31 protein-coding genes are annotated in these 19,451 nt (G+C 56.0%); 29 read left to right on the forward strand and 2 right to left on the reverse strand.

Annotated elements, in window-relative coordinates; all coding sequences use genetic code 11:
* The 29 genes from tuf to rplQ form a co-directional block, all read left to right on the forward strand.
* A partial coding sequence (gene tuf / locus BM344_RS15935) for an elongation factor Tu (protein ID WP_228143666.1) occupies positions 1 to 1,176 on the forward strand: 1,176 nt, incomplete at its 5' end.
* Positions 1,177 to 1,361: 185 nt separating this feature from the next.
* Entirely contained in the window at positions 1,362 to 1,673 is a 312-nt protein-coding gene (gene rpsJ, locus BM344_RS15940; RefSeq protein WP_004580743.1) for a 30S ribosomal protein S10, read from the forward strand.
* Between the two features lie 76 nt (positions 1,674 to 1,749).
* Positions 1,750 to 2,388, forward strand: a complete 639-nt coding sequence (gene rplC / locus BM344_RS15945; RefSeq protein WP_091992186.1) for a 50S ribosomal protein L3 — start codon at positions 1,750 to 1,752, stop codon at positions 2,386 to 2,388.
* 11 nt (positions 2,389 to 2,399) lie between these two features.
* A complete protein-coding gene (gene rplD, locus BM344_RS15950) occupies positions 2,400 to 3,005 on the forward strand; it encodes a 50S ribosomal protein L4 (RefSeq protein ID WP_091992187.1) in 606 nt (201 codons plus the stop codon).
* Positions 3,002 to 3,295: a 50S ribosomal protein L23 gene (gene rplW / locus BM344_RS15955; RefSeq protein ID WP_091992188.1), complete on the forward strand. Its 294-nt coding sequence runs from the start codon at positions 3,002 to 3,004 to the stop codon at positions 3,293 to 3,295. The genes rplD and rplW overlap by 4 nt, the downstream gene beginning before the upstream one ends.
* A 17-nt stretch (positions 3,296 to 3,312) precedes the next feature.
* Positions 3,313 to 4,140 carry a 50S ribosomal protein L2 gene (rplB, locus tag BM344_RS15960; RefSeq protein ID WP_091992189.1) on the forward strand — a complete coding sequence of 276 codons (828 nt, stop codon included), beginning with the start codon at positions 3,313 to 3,315 and terminating at the stop codon, positions 4,138 to 4,140.
* A 23-nt stretch (positions 4,141 to 4,163) separates the two neighbouring features.
* Positions 4,164 to 4,439 carry a 30S ribosomal protein S19 gene (gene rpsS, locus BM344_RS15965; protein WP_007154011.1) on the forward strand — a complete coding sequence of 92 codons (276 nt, stop codon included), beginning with the start codon at positions 4,164 to 4,166 and terminating at the stop codon, positions 4,437 to 4,439.
* A gap of 16 nt (positions 4,440 to 4,455) precedes the next feature.
* Positions 4,456 to 4,788 carry a 50S ribosomal protein L22 gene (gene rplV / locus BM344_RS15970; RefSeq protein ID WP_069185081.1) on the forward strand — a complete coding sequence of 111 codons (333 nt, stop codon included), beginning with the start codon at positions 4,456 to 4,458 and terminating at the stop codon, positions 4,786 to 4,788.
* An 11-nt stretch (positions 4,789 to 4,799) separates the two neighbouring features.
* Positions 4,800 to 5,483, forward strand: coding sequence for a 30S ribosomal protein S3 (gene rpsC, locus BM344_RS15975; RefSeq protein WP_064230338.1), 684 nt, complete (start codon positions 4,800 to 4,802; stop codon positions 5,481 to 5,483).
* Positions 5,484 to 5,495: 12 nt separating this feature from the next.
* Positions 5,496 to 5,909, forward strand: coding sequence for a 50S ribosomal protein L16 (gene rplP / locus BM344_RS15980; RefSeq protein ID WP_091992190.1), 414 nt, complete (start codon positions 5,496 to 5,498; stop codon positions 5,907 to 5,909).
* Positions 5,909 to 6,100 carry a 50S ribosomal protein L29 gene (gene rpmC / locus BM344_RS15985; RefSeq protein ID WP_008174877.1) on the forward strand — a complete coding sequence of 64 codons (192 nt, stop codon included), beginning with the start codon at positions 5,909 to 5,911 and terminating at the stop codon, positions 6,098 to 6,100. The genes rplP and rpmC overlap by 1 nt, the downstream gene beginning before the upstream one ends.
* Position 6,101: 1 nt before the next feature.
* On the forward strand, positions 6,102 to 6,368 hold the full coding sequence (rpsQ, locus tag BM344_RS15990; RefSeq protein WP_008174879.1) for a 30S ribosomal protein S17: 267 nt from the start codon (positions 6,102 to 6,104) through the stop codon (positions 6,366 to 6,368).
* Between the two features lie 18 nt (positions 6,369 to 6,386).
* Positions 6,387 to 6,755, forward strand: a complete 369-nt coding sequence (gene rplN / locus BM344_RS15995) for a 50S ribosomal protein L14 (protein WP_091992191.1) — start codon at positions 6,387 to 6,389, stop codon at positions 6,753 to 6,755.
* A 17-nt stretch (positions 6,756 to 6,772) separates the two neighbouring features.
* Complete coding sequence (rplX, locus tag BM344_RS16000) at positions 6,773 to 7,093, forward strand: 50S ribosomal protein L24 (protein ID WP_091992192.1); 321 nt, start codon at positions 6,773 to 6,775, stop codon at positions 7,091 to 7,093.
* 24 nt (positions 7,094 to 7,117) lie between these two features.
* A complete protein-coding gene (rplE, locus tag BM344_RS16005; protein WP_407656874.1) occupies positions 7,118 to 7,648 on the forward strand; it encodes a 50S ribosomal protein L5 in 531 nt (176 codons plus the stop codon).
* A gap of 12 nt (positions 7,649 to 7,660) precedes the next feature.
* Positions 7,661 to 7,966 carry a 30S ribosomal protein S14 gene (gene rpsN, locus BM344_RS16010; protein WP_091992194.1) on the forward strand — a complete coding sequence of 102 codons (306 nt, stop codon included), beginning with the start codon at positions 7,661 to 7,663 and terminating at the stop codon, positions 7,964 to 7,966.
* Between the two features lie 88 nt (positions 7,967 to 8,054).
* The gene (gene rpsH / locus BM344_RS16015; protein WP_091992195.1) at positions 8,055 to 8,447 is read left to right on the forward strand and encodes a 30S ribosomal protein S8; all 393 of its coding nucleotides are present in this window, start codon (positions 8,055 to 8,057) and stop codon (positions 8,445 to 8,447) included.
* Between the two features lie 9 nt (positions 8,448 to 8,456).
* Positions 8,457 to 8,990, forward strand: a complete 534-nt coding sequence (gene rplF / locus BM344_RS16020; RefSeq protein WP_091992196.1) for a 50S ribosomal protein L6 — start codon at positions 8,457 to 8,459, stop codon at positions 8,988 to 8,990.
* 9 nt (positions 8,991 to 8,999) lie between these two features.
* On the forward strand, positions 9,000 to 9,347 hold the full coding sequence (gene rplR / locus BM344_RS16025) for a 50S ribosomal protein L18 (protein ID WP_091992197.1): 348 nt from the start codon (positions 9,000 to 9,002) through the stop codon (positions 9,345 to 9,347).
* Between the two features lie 12 nt (positions 9,348 to 9,359).
* The gene (gene rpsE / locus BM344_RS16030; RefSeq protein WP_091992198.1) at positions 9,360 to 9,860 is read left to right on the forward strand and encodes a 30S ribosomal protein S5; all 501 of its coding nucleotides are present in this window, start codon (positions 9,360 to 9,362) and stop codon (positions 9,858 to 9,860) included.
* Between the two features lie 4 nt (positions 9,861 to 9,864).
* Positions 9,865 to 10,053 (forward strand): 50S ribosomal protein L30, encoded by a 189-nt coding sequence (rpmD, locus tag BM344_RS16035; protein WP_008174894.1) that lies wholly within the window; start codon positions 9,865 to 9,867, stop codon positions 10,051 to 10,053.
* Position 10,054: 1 nt separating this feature from the next.
* On the forward strand, positions 10,055 to 10,489 hold the full coding sequence (rplO, locus tag BM344_RS16040; protein WP_091992199.1) for a 50S ribosomal protein L15: 435 nt from the start codon (positions 10,055 to 10,057) through the stop codon (positions 10,487 to 10,489).
* Between the two features lie 17 nt (positions 10,490 to 10,506).
* On the forward strand, positions 10,507 to 11,829 hold the full coding sequence (gene secY, locus BM344_RS16045) for a preprotein translocase subunit SecY (protein WP_008174899.1): 1,323 nt from the start codon (positions 10,507 to 10,509) through the stop codon (positions 11,827 to 11,829).
* A 30-nt stretch (positions 11,830 to 11,859) separates the two neighbouring features.
* Positions 11,860 to 11,973 (forward strand): 50S ribosomal protein L36, encoded by a 114-nt coding sequence (gene rpmJ, locus BM344_RS16050; protein ID WP_008174902.1) that lies wholly within the window; start codon positions 11,860 to 11,862, stop codon positions 11,971 to 11,973.
* A 140-nt stretch (positions 11,974 to 12,113) separates the two neighbouring features.
* On the forward strand, positions 12,114 to 12,470 hold the full coding sequence (rpsM, locus tag BM344_RS16055; protein ID WP_091992200.1) for a 30S ribosomal protein S13: 357 nt from the start codon (positions 12,114 to 12,116) through the stop codon (positions 12,468 to 12,470).
* A 13-nt stretch (positions 12,471 to 12,483) separates the two neighbouring features.
* Positions 12,484 to 12,873 carry a 30S ribosomal protein S11 gene (rpsK, locus tag BM344_RS16060; RefSeq protein WP_007153992.1) on the forward strand — a complete coding sequence of 130 codons (390 nt, stop codon included), beginning with the start codon at positions 12,484 to 12,486 and terminating at the stop codon, positions 12,871 to 12,873.
* Positions 12,874 to 12,891: 18 nt separating this feature from the next.
* Positions 12,892 to 13,512 carry a 30S ribosomal protein S4 gene (rpsD, locus tag BM344_RS16065; RefSeq protein ID WP_091992201.1) on the forward strand — a complete coding sequence of 207 codons (621 nt, stop codon included), beginning with the start codon at positions 12,892 to 12,894 and terminating at the stop codon, positions 13,510 to 13,512.
* A 35-nt stretch (positions 13,513 to 13,547) separates the two neighbouring features.
* Entirely contained in the window at positions 13,548 to 14,552 is a 1,005-nt protein-coding gene (locus tag BM344_RS16070; protein ID WP_008174911.1) for a DNA-directed RNA polymerase subunit alpha, read from the forward strand.
* A 33-nt stretch (positions 14,553 to 14,585) separates the two neighbouring features.
* Positions 14,586 to 14,984: a 50S ribosomal protein L17 gene (rplQ, locus tag BM344_RS16075; RefSeq protein ID WP_091992202.1), complete on the forward strand. Its 399-nt coding sequence runs from the start codon at positions 14,586 to 14,588 to the stop codon at positions 14,982 to 14,984.
* A gap of 222 nt (positions 14,985 to 15,206) precedes the next feature.
* On the opposite strand, the gene uvrA is transcribed toward rplQ, so the two are convergent.
* Both uvrA and BM344_RS16085 read right to left on the reverse strand, forming a co-directional pair.
* A complete protein-coding gene (gene uvrA / locus BM344_RS16080) occupies positions 15,207 to 18,029 on the reverse strand; it encodes an excinuclease ABC subunit UvrA (RefSeq protein WP_091992203.1) in 2,823 nt (940 codons plus the stop codon).
* 404 nt (positions 18,030 to 18,433) lie between these two features.
* On the reverse strand, positions 18,434 to 19,396 hold the full coding sequence (locus BM344_RS16085; protein ID WP_091992204.1) for an AraC family transcriptional regulator: 963 nt from the start codon (positions 19,394 to 19,396) through the stop codon (positions 18,434 to 18,436).
* Positions 19,397 to 19,451 lie beyond the last annotated feature (55 nt).

Raw genomic sequence — 19,451 nt, forward strand, 5'->3', positions numbered from 1 at the left:
CGTAATAAGCCGCACTTGAACGTGGGCACCATTGGTCACGTAGACCATGGTAAGACCACTCTGACAGCTGCCCTGACTCGTGTATGTCACGAAGTGTTCGGCACTGGTGAGAGCCGTGCGTTTGACCAGATCGATAACGCCCCGGAAGAGCGTGCGCGTGGTATCACCATCGCGACCTCCCACGTTGAGTACGATTCCCCGACTCGTCACTACGCACACGTAGACTGCCCGGGCCACGCTGACTATGTGAAGAACATGATCACTGGTGCGGCGCAGATGGACGGCGCGATCCTGGTTTGCTCCGCTGCTGACGGCCCCATGCCGCAGACCCGTGAGCACATCCTGCTGTCCCGTCAGGTTGGCGTACCTTACATCGTTGTGTTCCTGAACAAAGCGGACATGGTTGACGATGAAGAGCTGCTTGAGCTGGTTGAGATGGAAGTTCGTGACCTGCTGAGCCAGTACGACTTCCCGGGCGACGACACGCCGATCGTTACCGGTTCCGCGCTGATGGCGCTGGAAGGTAAGGATGACAACGAGATGGGTACTACTGCTGTTAAGAAGCTGGTAGAAGCCCTGGACTCTTACATCCCTGAGCCGGAGCGTGCGATCGATCAGCCGTTCCTGATGCCGATCGAGGACGTCTTCTCCATCTCTGGCCGTGGTACTGTAGTAACCGGTCGTGTTGAGCGTGGCATCCTGAAGACTGGCGACGAAGTTGAGATCGTTGGTATTCGTGACACCCAGAAGACCACCTGTACCGGTGTTGAGATGTTCCGCAAGCTGCTCGACGAAGGTCGTGCGGGTGAGAACATCGGTGCGCTGCTGCGTGGCACCAAGCGTGACGACGTTGAGCGTGGTCAGGTTCTGTGTGTGCCGGGCTCCATCAAGCCGCACACCAAGTTCGAGTGCGAAGTGTACGTACTGTCCAAGGAAGAAGGTGGTCGTCATACCCCGTTCTTCAAGGGCTACCGTCCGCAGTTCTACTTCCGGACCACTGACGTGACCGGTTCTTGCGAACTGCCGGAAGGTGTTGAGATGGTAATGCCGGGTGACAACGTGAAGATGAGTGTTACCCTGATCGCCCCGATCGCCATGGAAGATGGTCTGCGCTTCGCGATTCGTGAAGGCGGCCGTACCGTAGGTGCCGGCGTGGTCTCCAAGATCATCGAGTAATCTGCTCGTTTGATCAGGAAAAAGGGGCTGACGTTTCAGCCCCTTTTTCTGTTTCAGTCGCAATGCAATCGCTGCCCGGTCAGTCAGCATCGCTGTTGACTTGGTTGGGTATTATGCATACAATGCGGCTCCTTTTTTTGAAGGTCGGCTAATAAGTAGCTGCTACGAGTGGAGTTTGGTGCATCATGCAAAGCCAAAAAATTCGAATCCGGTTGAAGGCGTTTGACTATCGCCTGATCGACCAGTCCACGCAGGAGATCGTCGATACCGCCAAGCGGACCGGCGCTCAGGTGCGTGGCCCAATCCCTCTGCCGACGCGGAAGGAAAAGTACACTGTTCTGATCTCCCCGCACGTCAACAAGGACGCGCGTGATCAGTATGAAATTCGTACTCACAAGCGTCTGCTCGACATCGTTGAGCCGACGGAAAAGACAGTAGATGCTCTGATGAAACTGGACCTGGCAGCAGGTGTAGACGTTCAGATCAGCCTCGGCTAATACCGCCCGGTATTAGTCTGTGTAACTGTCATAAGGCCATAGAGGGTGAGAGCCCCGTACACTTAAGAGGTGAAACATGGCAATTGGTGTTGTCGGTCGTAAGGCCGGTATGACCCGTATTTTTACGGAAGATGGGCAGGCATTGCCCGTAACGGTAATTGAGGTTGAGCCCAACCGCATTACCCAGCTGAAAACTCTTGAAAGCGATGGCTACCGCGCCGTTCAGGTGACTGTCGGTACTCGTCGTTCCTCTCGTGTTACCAAGAGTGAAGCAGGTCACTTTGCCAAGGCGGGCGTAGAAGCCGGTCGTGGCATGTGGGAATTCCGTCTGGCTGATGGCGAAGGTGAAGACCTGGCCGCAGGCGGCGAGATCACTGCTTCCATCTTCGAAGATGGCCAGGTTGTTGACGCCATTGGTCAGTCCAAGGGTAAAGGCTTCCAGGGCGGCGTTAAGCGCTGGAACTTCTCCATGCAGGACGCCACTCACGGTAACTCTCTGTCTCACCGTGCACCGGGTTCCATTGGTCAGAACCAGACTCCGGGCAAGGTATTCAAGGGCAAGAAGATGGCGGGCCAGATGGGTAACGCACAGGTCACTGTGCAGAACCTGAAGATCGTCCGTGTCGACGCCGAGCGCAACCTGCTGCTGGTAAGTGGTGCCGTTCCTGGCGCGACTGGCGGCGATGTTGTCATCAAGCCTGCAGTTAAAGCCTGAGGAGCGGTGCGATGGAATTGACTATTACAGGTAGCGGCAAGGGAATTTCTGTTTCCGACGCTGCATTCGCCAAAGATTTTAACGAGTCGCTGGTTCACCAGGTGGTTACTGCCTACATGGCGGGTGGTCGTCAGGGAACCAAGGCTCAGAAGACGCGTTCCGAAGTTAGCGGTGGCGGCAAGAAGCCGTGGCGTCAGAAGGGCACTGGTCGTGCCCGTGCTGGTACCATCCGTAGCCCGATCTGGCGCTCCGGTGGTGTGACCTTTGCTGCGAAGCCCCGTGGTTTTGAGCAGAAGGTCAACCGCAAGATGTACCGCGCTGCCATGCGCTCCATTTTTTCCGAGCTGGTTCGCCAGGAGCGTCTGGTGGTTGTTGACGACATCAATGTTGACAGCCCCAAGACCAAGGCCTTCAACGCCAAGCTGAAGGACATCGGTGTGACCAACGCGCTGATTCTGGCCGACAACGTCGAGCAGAACCTGCACCTGGCCTCCCGCAACATCCCGCACGTTGATGTGCGCGATATCGCGGGCCTGGATCCGGTCAGTCTGGTGGCCTTTGAAAAGGTGGTTGTGACTGTTCCCGCTCTGAAGAAAATCGAGGAGATGCTGGGATGAATCAGGAACGTATTTATAAGGTCCTTCTTGGGCCGCACGTATCAGAGAAAGCATCTCTGGCAGCCGAGCGCGGTCAAATCGTGTTCCGTGTAGCGCCTGACGCCACCAAGCCGGAGATCAAGAAAGCCGTTGAGCAACTGTTCAACGTCACCGTCGAAGGTGTTCAGGTTCTGAACCGTAAGGGTAAGCTCAAGCGCACTATCCGCGGGTTCGGCAAGCGTAATGACATTCGTAAGGCTTACGTCAAGCTGGCAGAAGGTCAGGACATCGATTTTCTGGATGTGGAATAAGGTAAAGGGGTCGTAATATGCCGATCGTCAAAACCAAACCAACATCTGCCGGACGCCGTCACGTTGTAAAGCTTTACAACCCGGATCTGCACACTGGGCGCCCTTACGAGCCGTTGGTAGAAAGAAAGAACAAGACGGGTGGTCGTAACAACGTTGGCCGCATCACAACCCGTCACGTTGGTGGTGGTCACAAGAAGCACTACCGCATTATTGATTTCAAGCGGACCAAAGATGGTATCCCGGCGGTCATCGAGCGCCTGGAATACGATCCGAACCGCTCTGCGCACATCGCGCTGGTCAAGTACGCCGATGGCGAGCGTCGCTACATTATCGCTCCCAAGGGCATGCAGATCGGTGATCCTGTGCGTTCCGGTATCGACGCGCCGATCAAGGTGGGCTCCACGCTGCCGCTCCGGAACATTCCGGTCGGTTCCGTGATCCACTGCGTCGAACTCAAGCCTGGCAAAGGTGCACAGCTGGCTCGCTCAGCGGGCGCATCCGTACAGTTGGTTGCTCGGGAAGGGGCGTATGCCACCATCCGCCTGCGTTCAGGTGAAATGCGAAAGGTGCTTGTAGATTGCCGTGCCACGCTGGGTGAAGTATCCAACAGCGAGCACAGCCTCAAGCAGCTTGGTAAAGCGGGTGCATCACGTTGGCGCGGCAAACGGCCAACAGTACGTGGTGTTGCTATGAACCCAGTTGACCACCCGCATGGTGGTGGTGAAGGGCGTACCTCTGGCGGACGTCACCCGGTTACTCCGTGGGGTGTTCCGACCAAAGGGCATAAGACTCGTAAGAACAAGCGTACTGACAAGATGATAGTACGTCGTCGTTCGGCCAAGTAAACGACTACATAGAGGTAATTGCTGTGCCACGTTCTTTGAAGAAAGGTCCTTTTATAGACCTGCATCTGTTGAAGAAGGTCGAGGCAGCTCTGGAAGCTAACGACAAGCGGCCGATCAAAACCTGGTCCCGCCGGTCGACAGTCTTCCCGGAGATGGTAGGCCTGACCATTGCAGTCCACAACGGCAAGCAGCACGTGCCGGTTTATGTCACCGAAGATATGGTTGGACATAAGCTGGGTGAGTTCGCGGCAACGCGTACTTATCGTGGTCATGCGGCCGACAAGAAAGCTAAACGCTGATTCTGAGGTAATAGAAATGGAAGTAGCAGCCAAGTACAAGGGCGCTCGCCTCTCAGCTCAGAAAGCACGTCTTGTCGCTGACCAAGTACGCGGCAAGGCTGTTGAGGACGCCCTGAACATTCTGACTTTCAGCCCGAAGAAGGCGGCGGTTGTGATCAAGAAGGCTCTTGAGTCCGCCATCGCCAACGCTGAGCACAACGAAGGTCTGGACGTTGACGAACTGCGGGTTTCCACCGTGATGGTGGATGAGGGTCCGACGCTCAAGCGAATCAAAGCTCGAGCCAAGGGGCGCGCTGACCGGATTTTCAAGCGCACCTGCCATATCACCGTCAAGGTCGCCGACAAGTAGGAGATGCTCAGATGGGTCATAAAGTAAATCCAACCGGCATTCGCCTGGGTGTGATCAAAGAGCACAACTCAGTCTGGTATGCCGACAAGAAGGAATACTCCCGCAACCTGCTTAACGATATTCAGGTTCGTGAGTTCCTCGACAAGCGTCTGGTCAAGGCGTCTGTCAGCAAGATTGTGATCGAGCGCCCGGCTCAGAACGCCCGGATCACGATCCATACTGCCCGCCCCGGTATTGTTATCGGTAAGAAGGGCGAAGATGTTGACCGTCTGCGTCGCGAAGTCAGCGACATGATGGGTGTGCCTGTGCACATCAACATCGAAGAAGTCCGCAAGCCGGACCTGGATGCCCGCCTGGTCGCGCAGAACGTTGCCGGTCAGCTGGAGCGTCGTGTGATGTTCCGTCGCGCTATGAAGCGTGCGGTGCAGAACGCCATGCGCCAGGGTGCCAAGGGCATCAAGATCCAGGTAGGCGGTCGTCTCGGGGGTGCTGAAATCGCGCGTTCCGAGTGGTATCGCGAAGGTCGTGTTCCGCTGCACACACTGCGTGCAGACATTGATTACGCAACCTACGAAGCGCATACCACTTACGGCGTTATCGGCGTCAAGGTATGGATCTTCAAAGGTGAGATTCTTGGTGGTATGGAGCAGGTCCGTGCTGACAAGAAAGCCTCTGGGAAGAAAGGTTCTAAGTAAAGGGGCACTCTTATGCTGCAACCAAAACGCACCAAATTCCGCAAGGTAATGAAAGGCCGTAACACCGGTCTTGCTCACCGCGCCAACAAGGTGAGCTTCGGTGAATACGGATTGAAGGCGACAACTCGCGGACGTATAACTGCGCGCCAGATTGAGGCGGCACGTCGTACCATGACACGTCGCATCAAGCGGGGCGGCAAGATCTGGATCCGGATTTTCCCGGACAAGCCGATCTCCAGCAAACCGCTTGAAGTTCGAATGGGTAAAGGTAAGGGTTCTGTCGAGTATTGGGTGGCTGAAATCCAGCCAGGCCGCATGCTCTATGAGATGGAAGGCGTTGCTGAAGATGTAGCACGTGACGCATTCGCTCTTGCGGCGGCCAAACTGCCGGTACAGACCACCTTTGTAACGAGGACGGTGATGTGATGAAAGCAACAGAGCTGCGTGAAAAGTCAGTCGAGGAGCTGAACAAAGAGCTGATCGACCTCCTGAAGGAGCAGTTCAACCTGCGCATGCGCAAGGCGACAGGTCAGCTGAATCAGTCTCACCTTCTCGGCAAGGTGAAGCGCGACATCGCTCGCGTGAAAACAGTATTGAACGAAAAGGCAGGACAGTGACATGACCGAAGCTACCCAAACTGCCAGAACTCTGAGCGGCAAGGTCGTGAGCAACAAGATGGAGAAGTCCATCGTGGTGCTGGTCGAGCGTCAGGTGAAACACCCTCTGTACGGCAAGTACATGAAGCGCTCCACCAAGATCCATGCTCACGATGAGAGCAATCAGTGCAACATCGGTGACACTGTGACCATCCAGGAAACCCGTCCGGTCTCCAAGACCAAGAGCTGGGCCCTGGTGGAAGTCACCGAACGTGCATCCAAGGTGTAATTCGCCCGGAGAACAACCATGATTCAGACTCAAACAATGCTTGAAGTCGCGGATAACAGCGGTGCACGCCAGGTGATGTGCATCAAGGTCCTGGGCGGTTCACACCGGCGTTACGCCAGCGTTGGGGATATTATCAAGGTGACCGTCAAGGAAGCCATCCCGCGCGGTAAGGTGAAGAAAGGCCAGGTCCTGAAAGCTGTCGTGGTACGCACCGCCAAAGGTGTGCGCCGTCCCGACGGTTCGCTGATCCGTTTCGACGGAAACGCGGCAGTACTTCTGAACAATCAGGACGCTCCTATCGGTACCCGTATCTTCGGACCGGTTACCCGTGAACTGCGTAATGAGAAGTTCATGAAAATTATCTCACTGGCACCCGAAGTACTTTAAAGGACCAGAGGCCGGTTATGAAAAAGATCAAACGAGATGACGAAGTAATCGTCACCACGGGGAAAGACAAAGGCAAACGTGGTAAAGTCCTGAAAGTTCAGGACGATGGCCGTGTGGTTGTTTCCGGGATCAACATGATCAAGAAACACACCAAGCCGAACCCGATGCTGGGCACCCCAGGTGGCATCGTCGAAAAAGAAGCACCTATCCAGGCTTCCAACGTGGCTATTTTTAATCCGCAGACCGGCAAAGCCGATCGCGTAGGCTTCCAGATCAAGGAAGACGGCGCGAAAGTGCGGATCTTCAAGTCCACGAACGAAGCTGTCGATAACCAGTAAGCGGTGGTGGTTACGATGCTTAACATGAAAGAGCAGTACAGTCAGGAAGTGGTACCCGCCCTGCAGAAAGAGTTCGGCTACAAGAACGTGATGCAGGTGCCGCGTATCGAAAAGATCACCCTGAACATGGGTGTCGGCGAAGCGGTTGGTGACAAGAAGCTGATTGAAAACGCTGTGGCGGATCTCGAGCGCCTGGCGGGCCAGAAAGCTGTTGTTACCAAGGCACGTAAGTCCGTTGCGGGTTTCAAGATCCGTGAAGGCTGGCCGATCGGCTGCAAGGTTACCCTGCGTGGCGAGCGTATGTGGGATTTCTTTGATCGTCTGGTGCACATTGCGGTTCCCCGCATTCGTGACTTCCGCGGTCTGAACCCCAAGTCGTTCGACGGTCGTGGTAACTACAGCATGGGCGTGCGTGAGCAGATCATTTTCCCTGAGATCGAGTACGACAAGGTCGACAAGATCCGTGGTCTGGACATCACCATTACCACCACTGCCGGTACCGACGACGAAGGTCGTGAACTGTTGAAAGCCTTTGGCTTTCCGTTCAAGAAATAAGGAACGAGTGTAATGGCTAAGGTTTCCATGAAGAACCGCGAGCTCAAGCGCGAGAAAACCGTTGCGAAGTATGCAGCGAAGCGCGCCGAGCTCAAGGCAATTATCAAGAACCCGAATACCAGCGACGACGACCGTTGGAACGCACAGATGAAGCTGCAGCAGCTTCCTCGCGATGCATCTCCTTCGCGTCTTCGGAATCGTTGCCAGGTGACTGGTCGTCCCCATGGCGTTCTGCGCAAGTTCGAGCTGTCACGGATCAAACTCCGTGAATACGGCATGCGCGGTGACGTTCCGGGCCTGACCAAGGCAAGCTGGTAAGATAGGCCGCCTGACTCCGGTCAGGTGCCTGTTGGTAAGCGGTGCGGCAAGCCGCTGCACAACTAAAAAGATCAGGAGCCTCATACCAATGAGTATGCAAGACACGCTTGCGGATATGTTTACCCGTATCCGTAATGCCCAGATGGCATCTAAAGCAGACGTAACGATGCCGTCTTCAAAAATGAAGGTGTCCGTAGCCCAGGTCCTCAAGGACGAAGGTTACGTAGACGATTTTTCCGTTTCAGCCGACGCGAAGCCCGAGCTGACGATTACTCTGAAATACTTCGGTGGCAAGCCGGTTATTGAAGAGATCAAGCGGGTCAGCCGTCCGAGTCTGCGCCAGTACAAAGGCGCTGGGGAACTGCCGAAAGTATCCGGTGGTCTGGGAGTCGCGATTGTCTCAACGTCCAAGGGCGTTATGACAGACCGCGCCGCACGTGCTGCTGGCGTGGGTGGCGAAGTCATCTGCACCGTATTCTAGGAGATACACATGTCCAGGGTTGCCAATAATCCTGTCGTGCTGCCTTCCGGTGTTGAGGTTAAGCTGAACGGACAGGAAATTAGTGTGAAGGGTTCCAAGGGAGCGCTTCAGTTCACCATTCACCAGGCGGTTGAAGTAAAGCAGGAAGAGAATGTTCTTCGCTTTGCGGCCCGCGATGGTGCTCAAAAGTCCCGCGCTCTTGCAGGTACTACACGCGCACTGGTCAACAACATGGTGACCGGTGTTTCCACAGGCTGGGAGCGCAAGCTCCAGCTGACGGGCGTAGGTTACCGTGCCCAGGCGCAAGGTAAGAAGCTCAATCTGACCCTGGGTTTTTCGCACCCGGTTGAGTATGAGCTGCCCGAGGGGATTACCGCTGAAACTCCTTCCAACACGGAAGTGGTGATTCGCGGAATCGACAAGCAACAGGTTGGCCAGGTCGCTGCGGAAGTCCGCGCGTTCCGTCCGCCCGAGCCTTACAAGGGCAAGGGTGTTCGTTATGCGGATGAGCAGGTCAGACGCAAAGAAGCCAAGAAGAAATAAGGCGGGACTATGAGCGCGAATAACGAAAGATTGCGTCGCGCACGCAAAGTGCGCATGAAGATCCGTGAGCTGGGTACCAATCGTCTGTGCGTGCACCGCACGCCGCGTCATATGTACGCCCAGGTCACTACTGCAGATGGCAGCAAAGTGCTGGCTTCTGCCTCCACGTTGGATAAGGAACTGCGCCAGGGTGCAACCGGTAACGTGGACGCTGCCAAGAAGGTCGGTCAGCTGATTGCTGAGCGTGCCAAGGCAGCAGGTGTTGAGCAGGTTGCTTTCGACCGCTCCGGTTACCGTTATCACGGTCGTGTCCAGGCTCTGGCCGACGCAGCCCGTGAAGCTGGCTTGCAATTCTAAGAGGTGGAGAAGATGAGCGTTAACGAACAGAAGGCGCCTGAGCTCCAGGAGAAGCTGGTTCAGGTCAATCGTGTCGCCAAGGTTGTTAAAGGTGGCCGTATTTTCGCCTTCACCGCACTGACTGTAGTGGGTGATGGCAAGGGTCGCGTTGGTTTCGGTCGTGGCAAGGCACGTGAAGTGCCGGTCGCCATCCAGAAGGCCATGGAAGCTGCACGCAAAAACATGGTGGAAGTACCGCTCGACGGCACTACCCTGCAATACCCGGTGAAGGCTCAGCATGGCGGCTCCAAGGTCTACATGCAGCCGGCGTCCGAAGGTACTGGTATCATCGCCGGCGGTGCGATGCGTGCGGTACTGGAAGTGGCGGGTGTTCAGAACGTACTGTCCAAGTGTTACGGGTCCACCAACCCGGTGAACGTGGTACGTTCCACCATCAAGGGTCTCCAGGCGACCAAGGCGCCTGAAGATATTGCAGCCAAGCGCGGTAAGACCGTGGAAGAGATTCTGGGTTGAAGTCATGGCGAACGCAAAAACGATCAAAGTAACTCTGACCCGCAGCCCGATCGGCTGCCAGCCCAAGCACAAGCTGTGTGTGAAGGGCCTGGGTCTTCGTAAAATCGGTCACACCGTGGAAGTGGAAGATACTCCTTCCATCCGCGGCATGATCAACCGGGTGAATTACCTGGTTCGGGTTGAGGAGAACTAAGATGCGTCTGAACGAACTTGCTCCAGAACCCGGTTCACGTCCCGATGCCAAGCGCGTCGGTCGTGGTATCGGTAGCGGGCTCGGCAAAACCGGCGGCCGTGGTCACAAGGGTCTGAAGTCCCGTTCCGGTGGCTCCGTAGCTCCCGGTTTCGAGGGCGGTCAGCAGCCGTTGGCCCGTCGTCTGCCGAAGTTTGGCTTCACCTCCCGTCAGCAGCGTTACGTTGCCGAGATTCGCCTGAACGAACTGGCGAAGGTGGAAGGCGATGTGGTGGATCTGGAAGCCCTTAAGAAGGCCGACATCATTCGCGAAGAAATTCGCGAGGCCAAGGTTATCCTGTCCGGCGAACTGAGCCGCGCAGTAACCGTAAAGGGACTTCGGGTCACCAAAGGCGCGCGCGAGGCGATTTCCGCCGCGGGTGGTAAAGTCGAAGACTAAGGCGAGTCGAGGACTAAATGGCCAAGAACGCATCATTGCCTGCGGGCGCGGGTAAAGGACTGGCAGAGCTGCGATCGCGGCTCTGGTTTGTCTTCCTGGCATTGCTGGTGTACCGGATCGGTGCCCACATCCCGGTGCCGGGTATCAACCCCGACCGTCTGGCGGCACTGTTTGAGCAGAATCAGGGCACGATCCTGAGCATGTTCAACATGTTTTCCGGTGGTGCGCTTGAGCGCATGAGTATCTTCGCTCTCGGTATCATGCCGTACATTTCGGCCTCCATCATCATGCAGCTCATGACTGCGGTCAGTCCGCAGCTTGAGCAGTTGAAGAAGGAAGGCGAGGCTGGTCGTCGCAAGATCAGCCAGTATACGCGGTATGGTACGGTTATCCTGGCCCTGGTTCAGGGCTTTGGTATTTCGGTCGGCCTGGCATCGCAGGGTGTTACCTTCAACGACAGCTTCAGCTTCCACTTCGTGGCAGTTGTGTCGTTCGTCAGTGGCGCTGTGTTCATGATGTGGCTGGGTGAACAGATCACCGAGCGGGGTGTCGGTAACGGTATTTCGCTGTTGATCTTCGCCGGGATCGTTGCCGGGTTGCCTGGCGCTATTGGTCAGACCCTGGAGCAGGCCCGGAACGGTGAGATGAGTCTGCTGGTCGTTCTGGGTATTGGTGTGCTCGCGGTTGCGGTCATCGGCTTCGTGGTGTTCATGGAGCGTGGTCAGCGTCGGTTGACCATCAACTACGCCAAGCGCCAGCAGGGCCGTCGGGTATTTGCCCAGCAGTCCAGTCATCTGCCCCTGAAAGTGAATATGGCCGGTGTTATTCCGCCCATCTTCGCGTCTTCCATCCTGCTGTTCCCGGCATCGCTGGGCCAGTGGTTTGGTCAGGGTGAGGGTATGGAATGGCTGAGCGATGTGTCTCAGGCTCTGGCGCCCAGCCAGCCGTTGTACATTATCCTGTTTGCGGCAGCAGTGGTTTTCTTCTGCTTCTTCTATACAGCCCTGATGTACAACCCGAAAGAAGTTGCGGATAACCTCAAGCGCTCTGGCGCGTTTATTCCGGGCATCCGTCCGGGTGATCAGACCGCCAAGTATATTGACGGTGTGCTGACTCGCCTGACGCTGTTCGGTGCAATGTACATTGCAGCAGTGTCCCTGTTCCCTCAGTTCTTGATGGTTGCCGGGAATGTGCCGTTCTATCTGGGCGGTACCTCTCTGCTGATTGTTGTAGTCGTGGTGATGGATTTCATGGCGCAGGTTCAGTCGCACCTGATGTCCCATCAGTATGAATCACTGATGAAGAAGTCCAATCTCAAGGGCTATGGTCGGAACGGGTAACCCCGTTCCCCTTGAAAACTGGAGTCGACAATGAAAGTACGCGCTTCGGTAAAGAAAATTTGCCGTAACTGCAAAGTAATTCGTCGCAATGGCTCGGTACGAGTCATTTGCTCGGAGCCTCGTCACAAGCAGCGCCAGGGCTGATTCCGAAAGGAAGCCTTCCTGACATTGCAGGGTTTCGAAATAGTGGCGCTTGACTCCACGCGGGGTCAGGCGCTATTATTTCGCGCCCTTTTTGTGGCGGAAAATTCACACAGCAAAGCTTTGAACGCGGAGTAATTTGGATGGCACGTATAGCCGGTGTCAATATACCCGATCACAAACATGCTGTTATCTCGCTGACCTATATCTTTGGTATTGGCAAGACAACAGCCCAGAAGCTTTGCGATGCAACCGGCGTGAAGCCGGACGTCAAGGTCAAGGACCTGAGCGATGAACAGCTTGAAGCACTTCGTACCGAAGTGGGCAAGGTGTCTGTCGAGGGCGATCTGCGTCGTGAAGTACAGATGAACATCAAGCGTTTGAAGGATCTCGGATGCCACCGTGGTCTGCGTCACCGTCATGGCCTTCCGGTCCGTGGCCAGCGCACCAAGACCAACGCCCGCACCCGTAAAGGTCCACGCAAACCTATTCGTAAGTAACAGGTAGGCAAACATGGCAAAGCCAGGTACACGTACCCGTAAAAAGGTGAAAAAGACGGTTGTTGATGGCGTCGCGCACATTCACGCGTCCTTCAACAACACTATCGTGACCATTTCTGACCGTCAGGGCAACGTCCTGTCCTGGGCCACTTCTGGTGGTTCCGGTTTCCGTGGGTCACGCAAGAGTACACCTTTTGCTGCGCAGGTAGCAGCTGAAAGAGCCGGTAATGCGGCTGCTGAATACGGCCTTAAAAACCTGGACGTAGAGGTTAAGGGTCCTGGGCCCGGACGTGAATCTGCAGTTCGCGCGCTGAACGCGTGTGGCTACAAGATCACCAACATCACAGATGTGACGCCGATTCCCCACAACGGCTGTCGTCCGCCCAAGAAGCGCCGCGTCTAACACAGGAGACAGTGAATTATGGCTCGTTATATAGGCCCGAAGTGCAAGCTGTCTCGTCGTGAAGGGACAGATCTTTTTCTGAAGAGCGGTGTTCGCGCGCTCGATTCCAAGTGCAACATCGAGACTCCGCCGGGTATGCACGGCGCGCGTCGCGGTCGTCTGTCCGAGTACGGCGTACAGCTTCGTGAAAAGCAGAAAGTTCGTCGTATCTACGGCGTTCTGGAGAAGCAGTTCCGTAACTATTACAAAGAGGCTGCTCGAGGCAAAGGTGCAACCGGTGAAAACCTGTTGCAGCTGCTGGAAGGCCGCCTCGACAACGTTGTCTATCGCATGGGCTTTGGTTCTACCCGTGCAGAGGCTCGTCAGCTCGTGTCTCACAAGGCCATCCTGGTTAACGACAAGACGGTGAACATCCCGTCCTACCAGGTCAAGCCGGGTGATGTTGTGAGCGTGCGTGAAAAGGCGAAGAATCAGCTGCGCGTCAAGGGCGCACTGGATCTGTCTGCAAGCCGTGCACCGGTGAGCTGGGTAGAGGTCGACGCCAACAAGATGTCCGGCGTTTACAAGTCAGTGCCTGAGCGTACTGAACTGCCGGCCGACATCAACGAGAACCTCATCGTCGAGCTTTACTCCAAGTAAAGCCCAGTTAGCAACGATAGCAGATAGGGGCGTCTATGCAGCGTTCAGTACATGAGTTATTGACACCTCGTACCATTGACGTGAAGGAATCCAGCGCCACCCGCGCAAAGGTGACGCTTGAGCCGCTGGAAAGGGGCTTTGGCCATACCCTGGGTAGCGCTCTGCGCCGGATTCTCTTGTCTTCGATGCCGGGCTGCGCCGTGACTGAAGCGCAGATCGACGGTGTCCTGCACGAGTACAGCGCCATTGAAGGTGTCCAGGAAGACGTCATCGAGATTCTGCTGAATCTCAAAGGCGTTGCCGTAAAAATGAACGGCCGGGACGATGCCGAGCTCACGCTCAGCAAGAAAGGCCCGGGCGTCGTCACAGCCGGTGATATCAAGCTGGATCACGACGTCGAGATCGCCAACCCGGAACATGTGATCTGTCACCTGAGCGAAAACGGTGAAGTGAACATGCGTCTGCGTGTTGCCCGCGGTCGCGGCTATGAGCCGGCGGATCAGCGCGGTCTTGACGAGGACGAAACTCGCGCCATCGGACGCCTGCAGCTGGACGCGACGTTCAGCCCGGTACGTCGCGTGGCCTATGCCGTGGAAAGCGCACGGGTTGAGCAGCGTACCGATCTGGACAAGCTGGTTATCGATCTGGAGACCAATGGCACCATCGACCCGGAAGAAGCGATTCGCCGGGCCGCGACCATCCTCCAGCAGCAACTGGCGGTGTTCGTTGATTTCGATCATGAGAAAGAGCCGGAGCGCGTAGAGGAAGAGGAAGAAATCGATCCGATCCTGCTGCGTCCGGTTGATGATCTGGAATTGACAGTGCGTTCAGCTAACTGCTTGAAGGCTGAGAACATTTACTACATCGGCGATCTTATCCAGCGCACAGAAGTTGAGCTGTTGAAGACGCCTAACCTTGGTAAAAAGTCGCTGACCGAGATCAAGGACGTTCTGGCGTCCCGTGGTCTGTCACTGGGCATGCGTCTTGATAACTGGCCGCCGGCTAGCCTTCGTGGCGACGACCGGGTTCTGGGCGGTTAATCGCCGATTAGTTTAAGGTAAGGAATCAGAGCAATGCGTCATCGTAAGAGTGGTCGTAAGTTCAGCAGGACCAGTGCGCATCGCAAGGCCATGTTCCGTAACATGACTGCGTCACTGGTTGAACACGAGCTGATCAAGACAACGCTGCCGAAAGCCAAAGAGCTTCGTCGGGTAGCTGAGCCTTTGATCACGCTCTCCAAGAATGATTCGGTCGCGAATCGTCGTCTGGCGTTTTCACGCCTGCGTGACGATGCAGCGGTTGCCAAGCTCTTCGACGAGCTGGGTCCCCGTTACAGCGAGCGTCCGGGTGGGTACCTTCGCATCCTGAAGTGCGGCTTCCGTGCCGGCGACAATGCCCCCATGGCATTTGTTGAGCTGGTTGGTCGCCCGCTGGATATCGAAGCGGAAGAGGTGGACGAAGACGAGGAGTAATTGCCTCGGCTTCGGCCAACCACAGAAAAACCGGGTTCCGTGAGGTTCCCGGTTTTTTTGTGCCTCGGTTGTATATAACTAGTAGCCTGGAGGCTTAGGCGGCTGGCAAGGGGGTGGCGGTTTATTTTCTTTGGAAAAACAACTCGCTTCGCTCAGACATCTTTTTCCGGCAGAAAATAAACCGCCACCCCCTCGCCGACAGATCTCTTCATTGCCCGCCAATTACTTCGTCAGCATGGGCTTCAGATAGCGGCCTGTGTGAGAAGCGGCGTTCTCTGCAACCTCCTCGGGTGTGCCCTCTGCAATGATCTGCCCGCCGCCGGAGCCGCCTTCGGGGCCCAGATCGATAATCCAGTCGGCAGTTTTTATGACGTCCAGGTTGTGCTCGATCACCACAATGGTGTTGCCGTGGTCACGGAGCCTTTCCAGGACATTCAGCAGTTGCTGGATGTCGTAGAAGTGCAGGCCGGTGGTGGGTTCGTCCAGAATGTAGAGGGTTTTGCCGGTGTCCCGTTTGGACAGTTCCTTGGCCAGTTTCACCCTTTGGGCTTCGCCGCCGGAGAGGGTCACTGCGCTCTGACCGAGGCGGATGTAGGACAGGCCGACGTCGATCAGGGTCTGGAGTTTGCGGGCGATGAAGGGCACGGCATCGAAGAATTCGCGGCCTTCTTCTACGGTCATCTCCAGAACTTCGTTGATGTTCTTCCCTTTATACCGCACTTCCAGGGTTTCCCGGTTGTAGCGCTTGCCCTTGCACACGTCGCAGGGCACGTAGATGTCCGGCAGGAAGTGCATCTCGACCTTGATCACGCCGTCGCCCTGGCAGGCCTCGCAGCGGCCGCCCTTGACGTTGAAGGAGAATCGACCGGGCTTGTAGCCGCGGGAGCGGGCTTCCTGTGTGCCCGCAAAGAGCTCGCGGATGGGCGTGAACAGGCCGGTGTAGGTGGCCGGATTGGAGCGCGGCGTGCGTCCAATAGGGCTCTGGTCGATGTCGATGACCTTGTCCAGATGATCAAGGCCTTTGAGCGCCCCGTAAGGGGCGTGGTTGAGGCTGGTGGCCTTGTTCAGTTTGGCGGCCGCCACCGGGTAGAGGGTGCTGTTGATCAGGGTGGATTTGCCGGATCCGGACACACCGGTGACGCAGGTCATCACCCCCAGGGGCAGGTTGAGTGTCACGTCCTGGAGATTGTTGCCGCTGGCGCCGGTCAGGGTCAGGGTCTTGCCGCTGCCTTTGTTTCGCTTTTTCGGGACAGCGATCTCACGTGTGCCACTGAGGTACTGGCCGGTAAGGGAATCCTCGTTCGCGATAATGTCCTCGGGAGTCCCATGGGCAATTACCTGACCACCATGCACGCCCGCGCCGGGGCCGATGTCGATAACATGGTCGGCAGCCCTGATTGCATCCTCGTCGTGTTCCACCACGATCACCGTGTTGCCCAGGTCCCGAAGATGGGTGAGGGTGGCCAGTAGCCGGTCATTATCCCGTTGGTGCAGACCGATGGAGGGTTCGTCCAGGATGTACATCACGCCCACCAGCCCGGCGCCGATCTGGCTGGCCAGCCGGATACGCTGGGCCTCACCACCGGAGAGTGTGTCGGCGCTGCGCTCCAGGGTGAGGTATTCAAGGCCCACGTTCACCAGAAACTGCAAACGCTGGCGCACCTCCTTGAGGATCTTTTCGGCGATCTCGCCCTTCCGTCCGGGCAAGGCCAGGGTCTGGAAATAGTCGTGGGCGTCGCCCACCGGCAGGTGGGTAACGTCGGAAATGTTGTGGTTCTCGATGAACACATGGCGGGCGCTGCGACGCAAGCGGGAGCCGTGGCATTCCTTGCAGGGCTGGGTGCTCAGGTTGCGGGCCAGCTCCTCGCGCATGCTCTGGGAGTCGGTCTCGCGGTAGCGGCGCTCCAGATTCGGCAGAATGCCCTCGAATGAATGCGCCTTCTCCATGATGTGGCCCCGGGAATTCACATACCGGAACGGAATCTTCTCGTTGCCGGAGCCGAACAGCAGGACGTTCCGGAACTCTTCGGGCAGATCGATCCAGGGCGTCTCCAGATCGATGCCGTAATGATCCGCGACGCTCCCGAGCATTTGAAAGTAGTAAACGGCCCGTCGGTCCCAGCCCTTGATGGCGCCGGAAGCCAGCGTCGCCTCGGGATGCTGTACGATCTTCTCCGGATCGAAGAACTGCCGCACGCCGAGGCCGTCACAGGTCGGGCAGGCTCCGGCCGGGTTGTTGAAGGAGAACAGCCGCGGTTCCAGCTCGCTGAGCGAATAGCCACATTGGGTGCAGGCGTAGCGGGCGGAAAAGGTGTGTTCCTCGCCCTCGCCGCTCATGGGAGACACCAGGGCGATGCCGTCGGCCAGCTCCAGTGCGGTTTCGAAGCTTTCGGCAAGGCGTTGCTCAAGGCCCGGTTTAACCTTGAAGCGGTCCACCACCACGTCAATCTGGTGTTTGCGCTTCTTGTCCAGAGCCGGCACATCGTCAATGTCGTACACGGTGCCGTCCACACGCAGGCGGATAAATCCCTGGCTGCGCATGGTGTCGATTACCTGCAGGTGCTCGCCCTTGCGGTCACGAATCACCGGCGCAAGGATCATCAGCTTGCTGTCCTCGGGCATGGCCAGCACCTGGTCGACCATCTGGCTGACGGTCTGGGCCTCGAGTGGCTGGTCGTGGTCCGGACAGCGGGGCTCGCCGGCGCGGGCAAAAAGCAGTCTCAGGTAGTCGTAGATTTCGGTGATGGTACCGACCGTGGAACGGGGGTTATGAGAGGTGGATTTCTGTTCGATGGAAATGGCCGGGGATAGACCTTCGATGTGGTCAACGTCGGGCTTTTCCATCATGGACAGGAACTGGCGGGCATAGGTGGACAGAGATTCCACGTACCGCCGTTGTCCCTCGGCGTACAGTGTGTCGAACGCGAGGGACGATTTTCCCGAGCCGGAGAGGCCGGTAATTACAATCAGTTTGTCCCTCGGCATATCCAGGTCGATGTTCTTCAGGTTGTGGGTGCGTGCCCCTTTGATCTGGATATGGTCCATAACACCTCGCTCGGAAGAAAAACGAAAAGTATACCGTGTTGGCTGCCACGCCGCGAAAAGGATCATGGGCTCCGCCAGGGTAATGGTCCCCCGATGCCACGGCTTTTTGCTACAATGCGCCGCCTGCGAACGGTATCTGCTCCTGAATCGGACCGCTTTCAACCCGGGCGGAGGTACGTCGTGGCCATGAAAGGCCCCTAAATCTTCTAGTTTGGTGATTAAGCGTTTCTTCGTGTTGTGGTAATTCTGGGCGAAATGGCAGCTACCAATTGGGGCAGTTTGATACGCGGGAATGTACGTTGGTTCGGCCAAATGGATTCTTGAACCTGGCAACAAATCGCTCCGTCCAGCCACGCATAACTCACGAGCTCGGCGGTTTATGAAAAGTCTGCGCTTTTAGGCTTTTATAGAAGTTTAGCAACGTTCGAGAACACTTCTGGGGAATTTGCCCTATTCGCGCGGTTTGACGTGCCTGGTGTTCTCGATTGTTTGATTTTTGATGAATTTTTCAACTGGACTCGGTAATTGGTGGGCGATTGGCCTACATACTTTTGAAAGTTCCGGTTAAAACTTGAGAGATGTGAAAAACCGCATTCGTATGCAATGGACGAGACGGTGTCGTCACTACTGTGAAGCAGTTCACATGCGTTCTCCACTCTTGTCTTGTTTAAATAATCGATAAATCCCACTCCATATTTTTTCTTGAAGACGCGGCAAAAGTGGGAAGGGCTCATGCTGACCACCTCAGATACCTTTGCAAGAGAAATTCCGTTACGGAAGTTTCTCTTGATGTACGTAATGGCTTTGTTAATTCTGTGCATTGACCTGTCATTGACTTCTTCTGGGAATGCCTGAGAGTTAAGAATAGAGCGTTTGCTGCTAATCAAGAGGTCGAGCAACCCGAAGAGCCCTCCGAGAAGCCCGCAATTACTTGACTCATCAAGGTTCATCATAAGCGAACCTACTTCCGAGATTACCGCTGGATCCTGAAACTGAATGCCATAGCGGGCCTCTTCCATAAGTGTTTCTAACTGCCTTAATGCTGTCTGCCGTTGGGACGGATGAACAACTTTGAATTCCGGAAAGCAAACGTACCTGTGGTAAAAATGACATGTTCGACCATTTTGTGAAGCGGATGATTCTACGGTCCAGCAATGAGGGAGATTTGGACCGATTAAGAAGAGACTCTCATTTGAAAAGTTGAGAACTTTATTTCCAATGGACGCGCTACCCTGACTGCCAGAAAAGAAATGTAACTCATACTCGCCGCTGACTCGCCAATGTATGGAGGTGTTGTTATCGATGCAAGGCTGCGCCAGAGAGAAAACATTGCTTCGTTTGTCGATAATAGAGTTTTGATTTCCCATTTTAATACCATTTTTTATTGGTGTTTTTTATTGAAAGTGGGGAAAAATAACTTTA

Source organism: Marinobacter gudaonensis, from assembly GCF_900115175.1.
In the GTDB taxonomy this organism is placed as follows: domain Bacteria; phylum Pseudomonadota; class Gammaproteobacteria; order Pseudomonadales; family Oleiphilaceae; genus Marinobacter; species Marinobacter gudaonensis.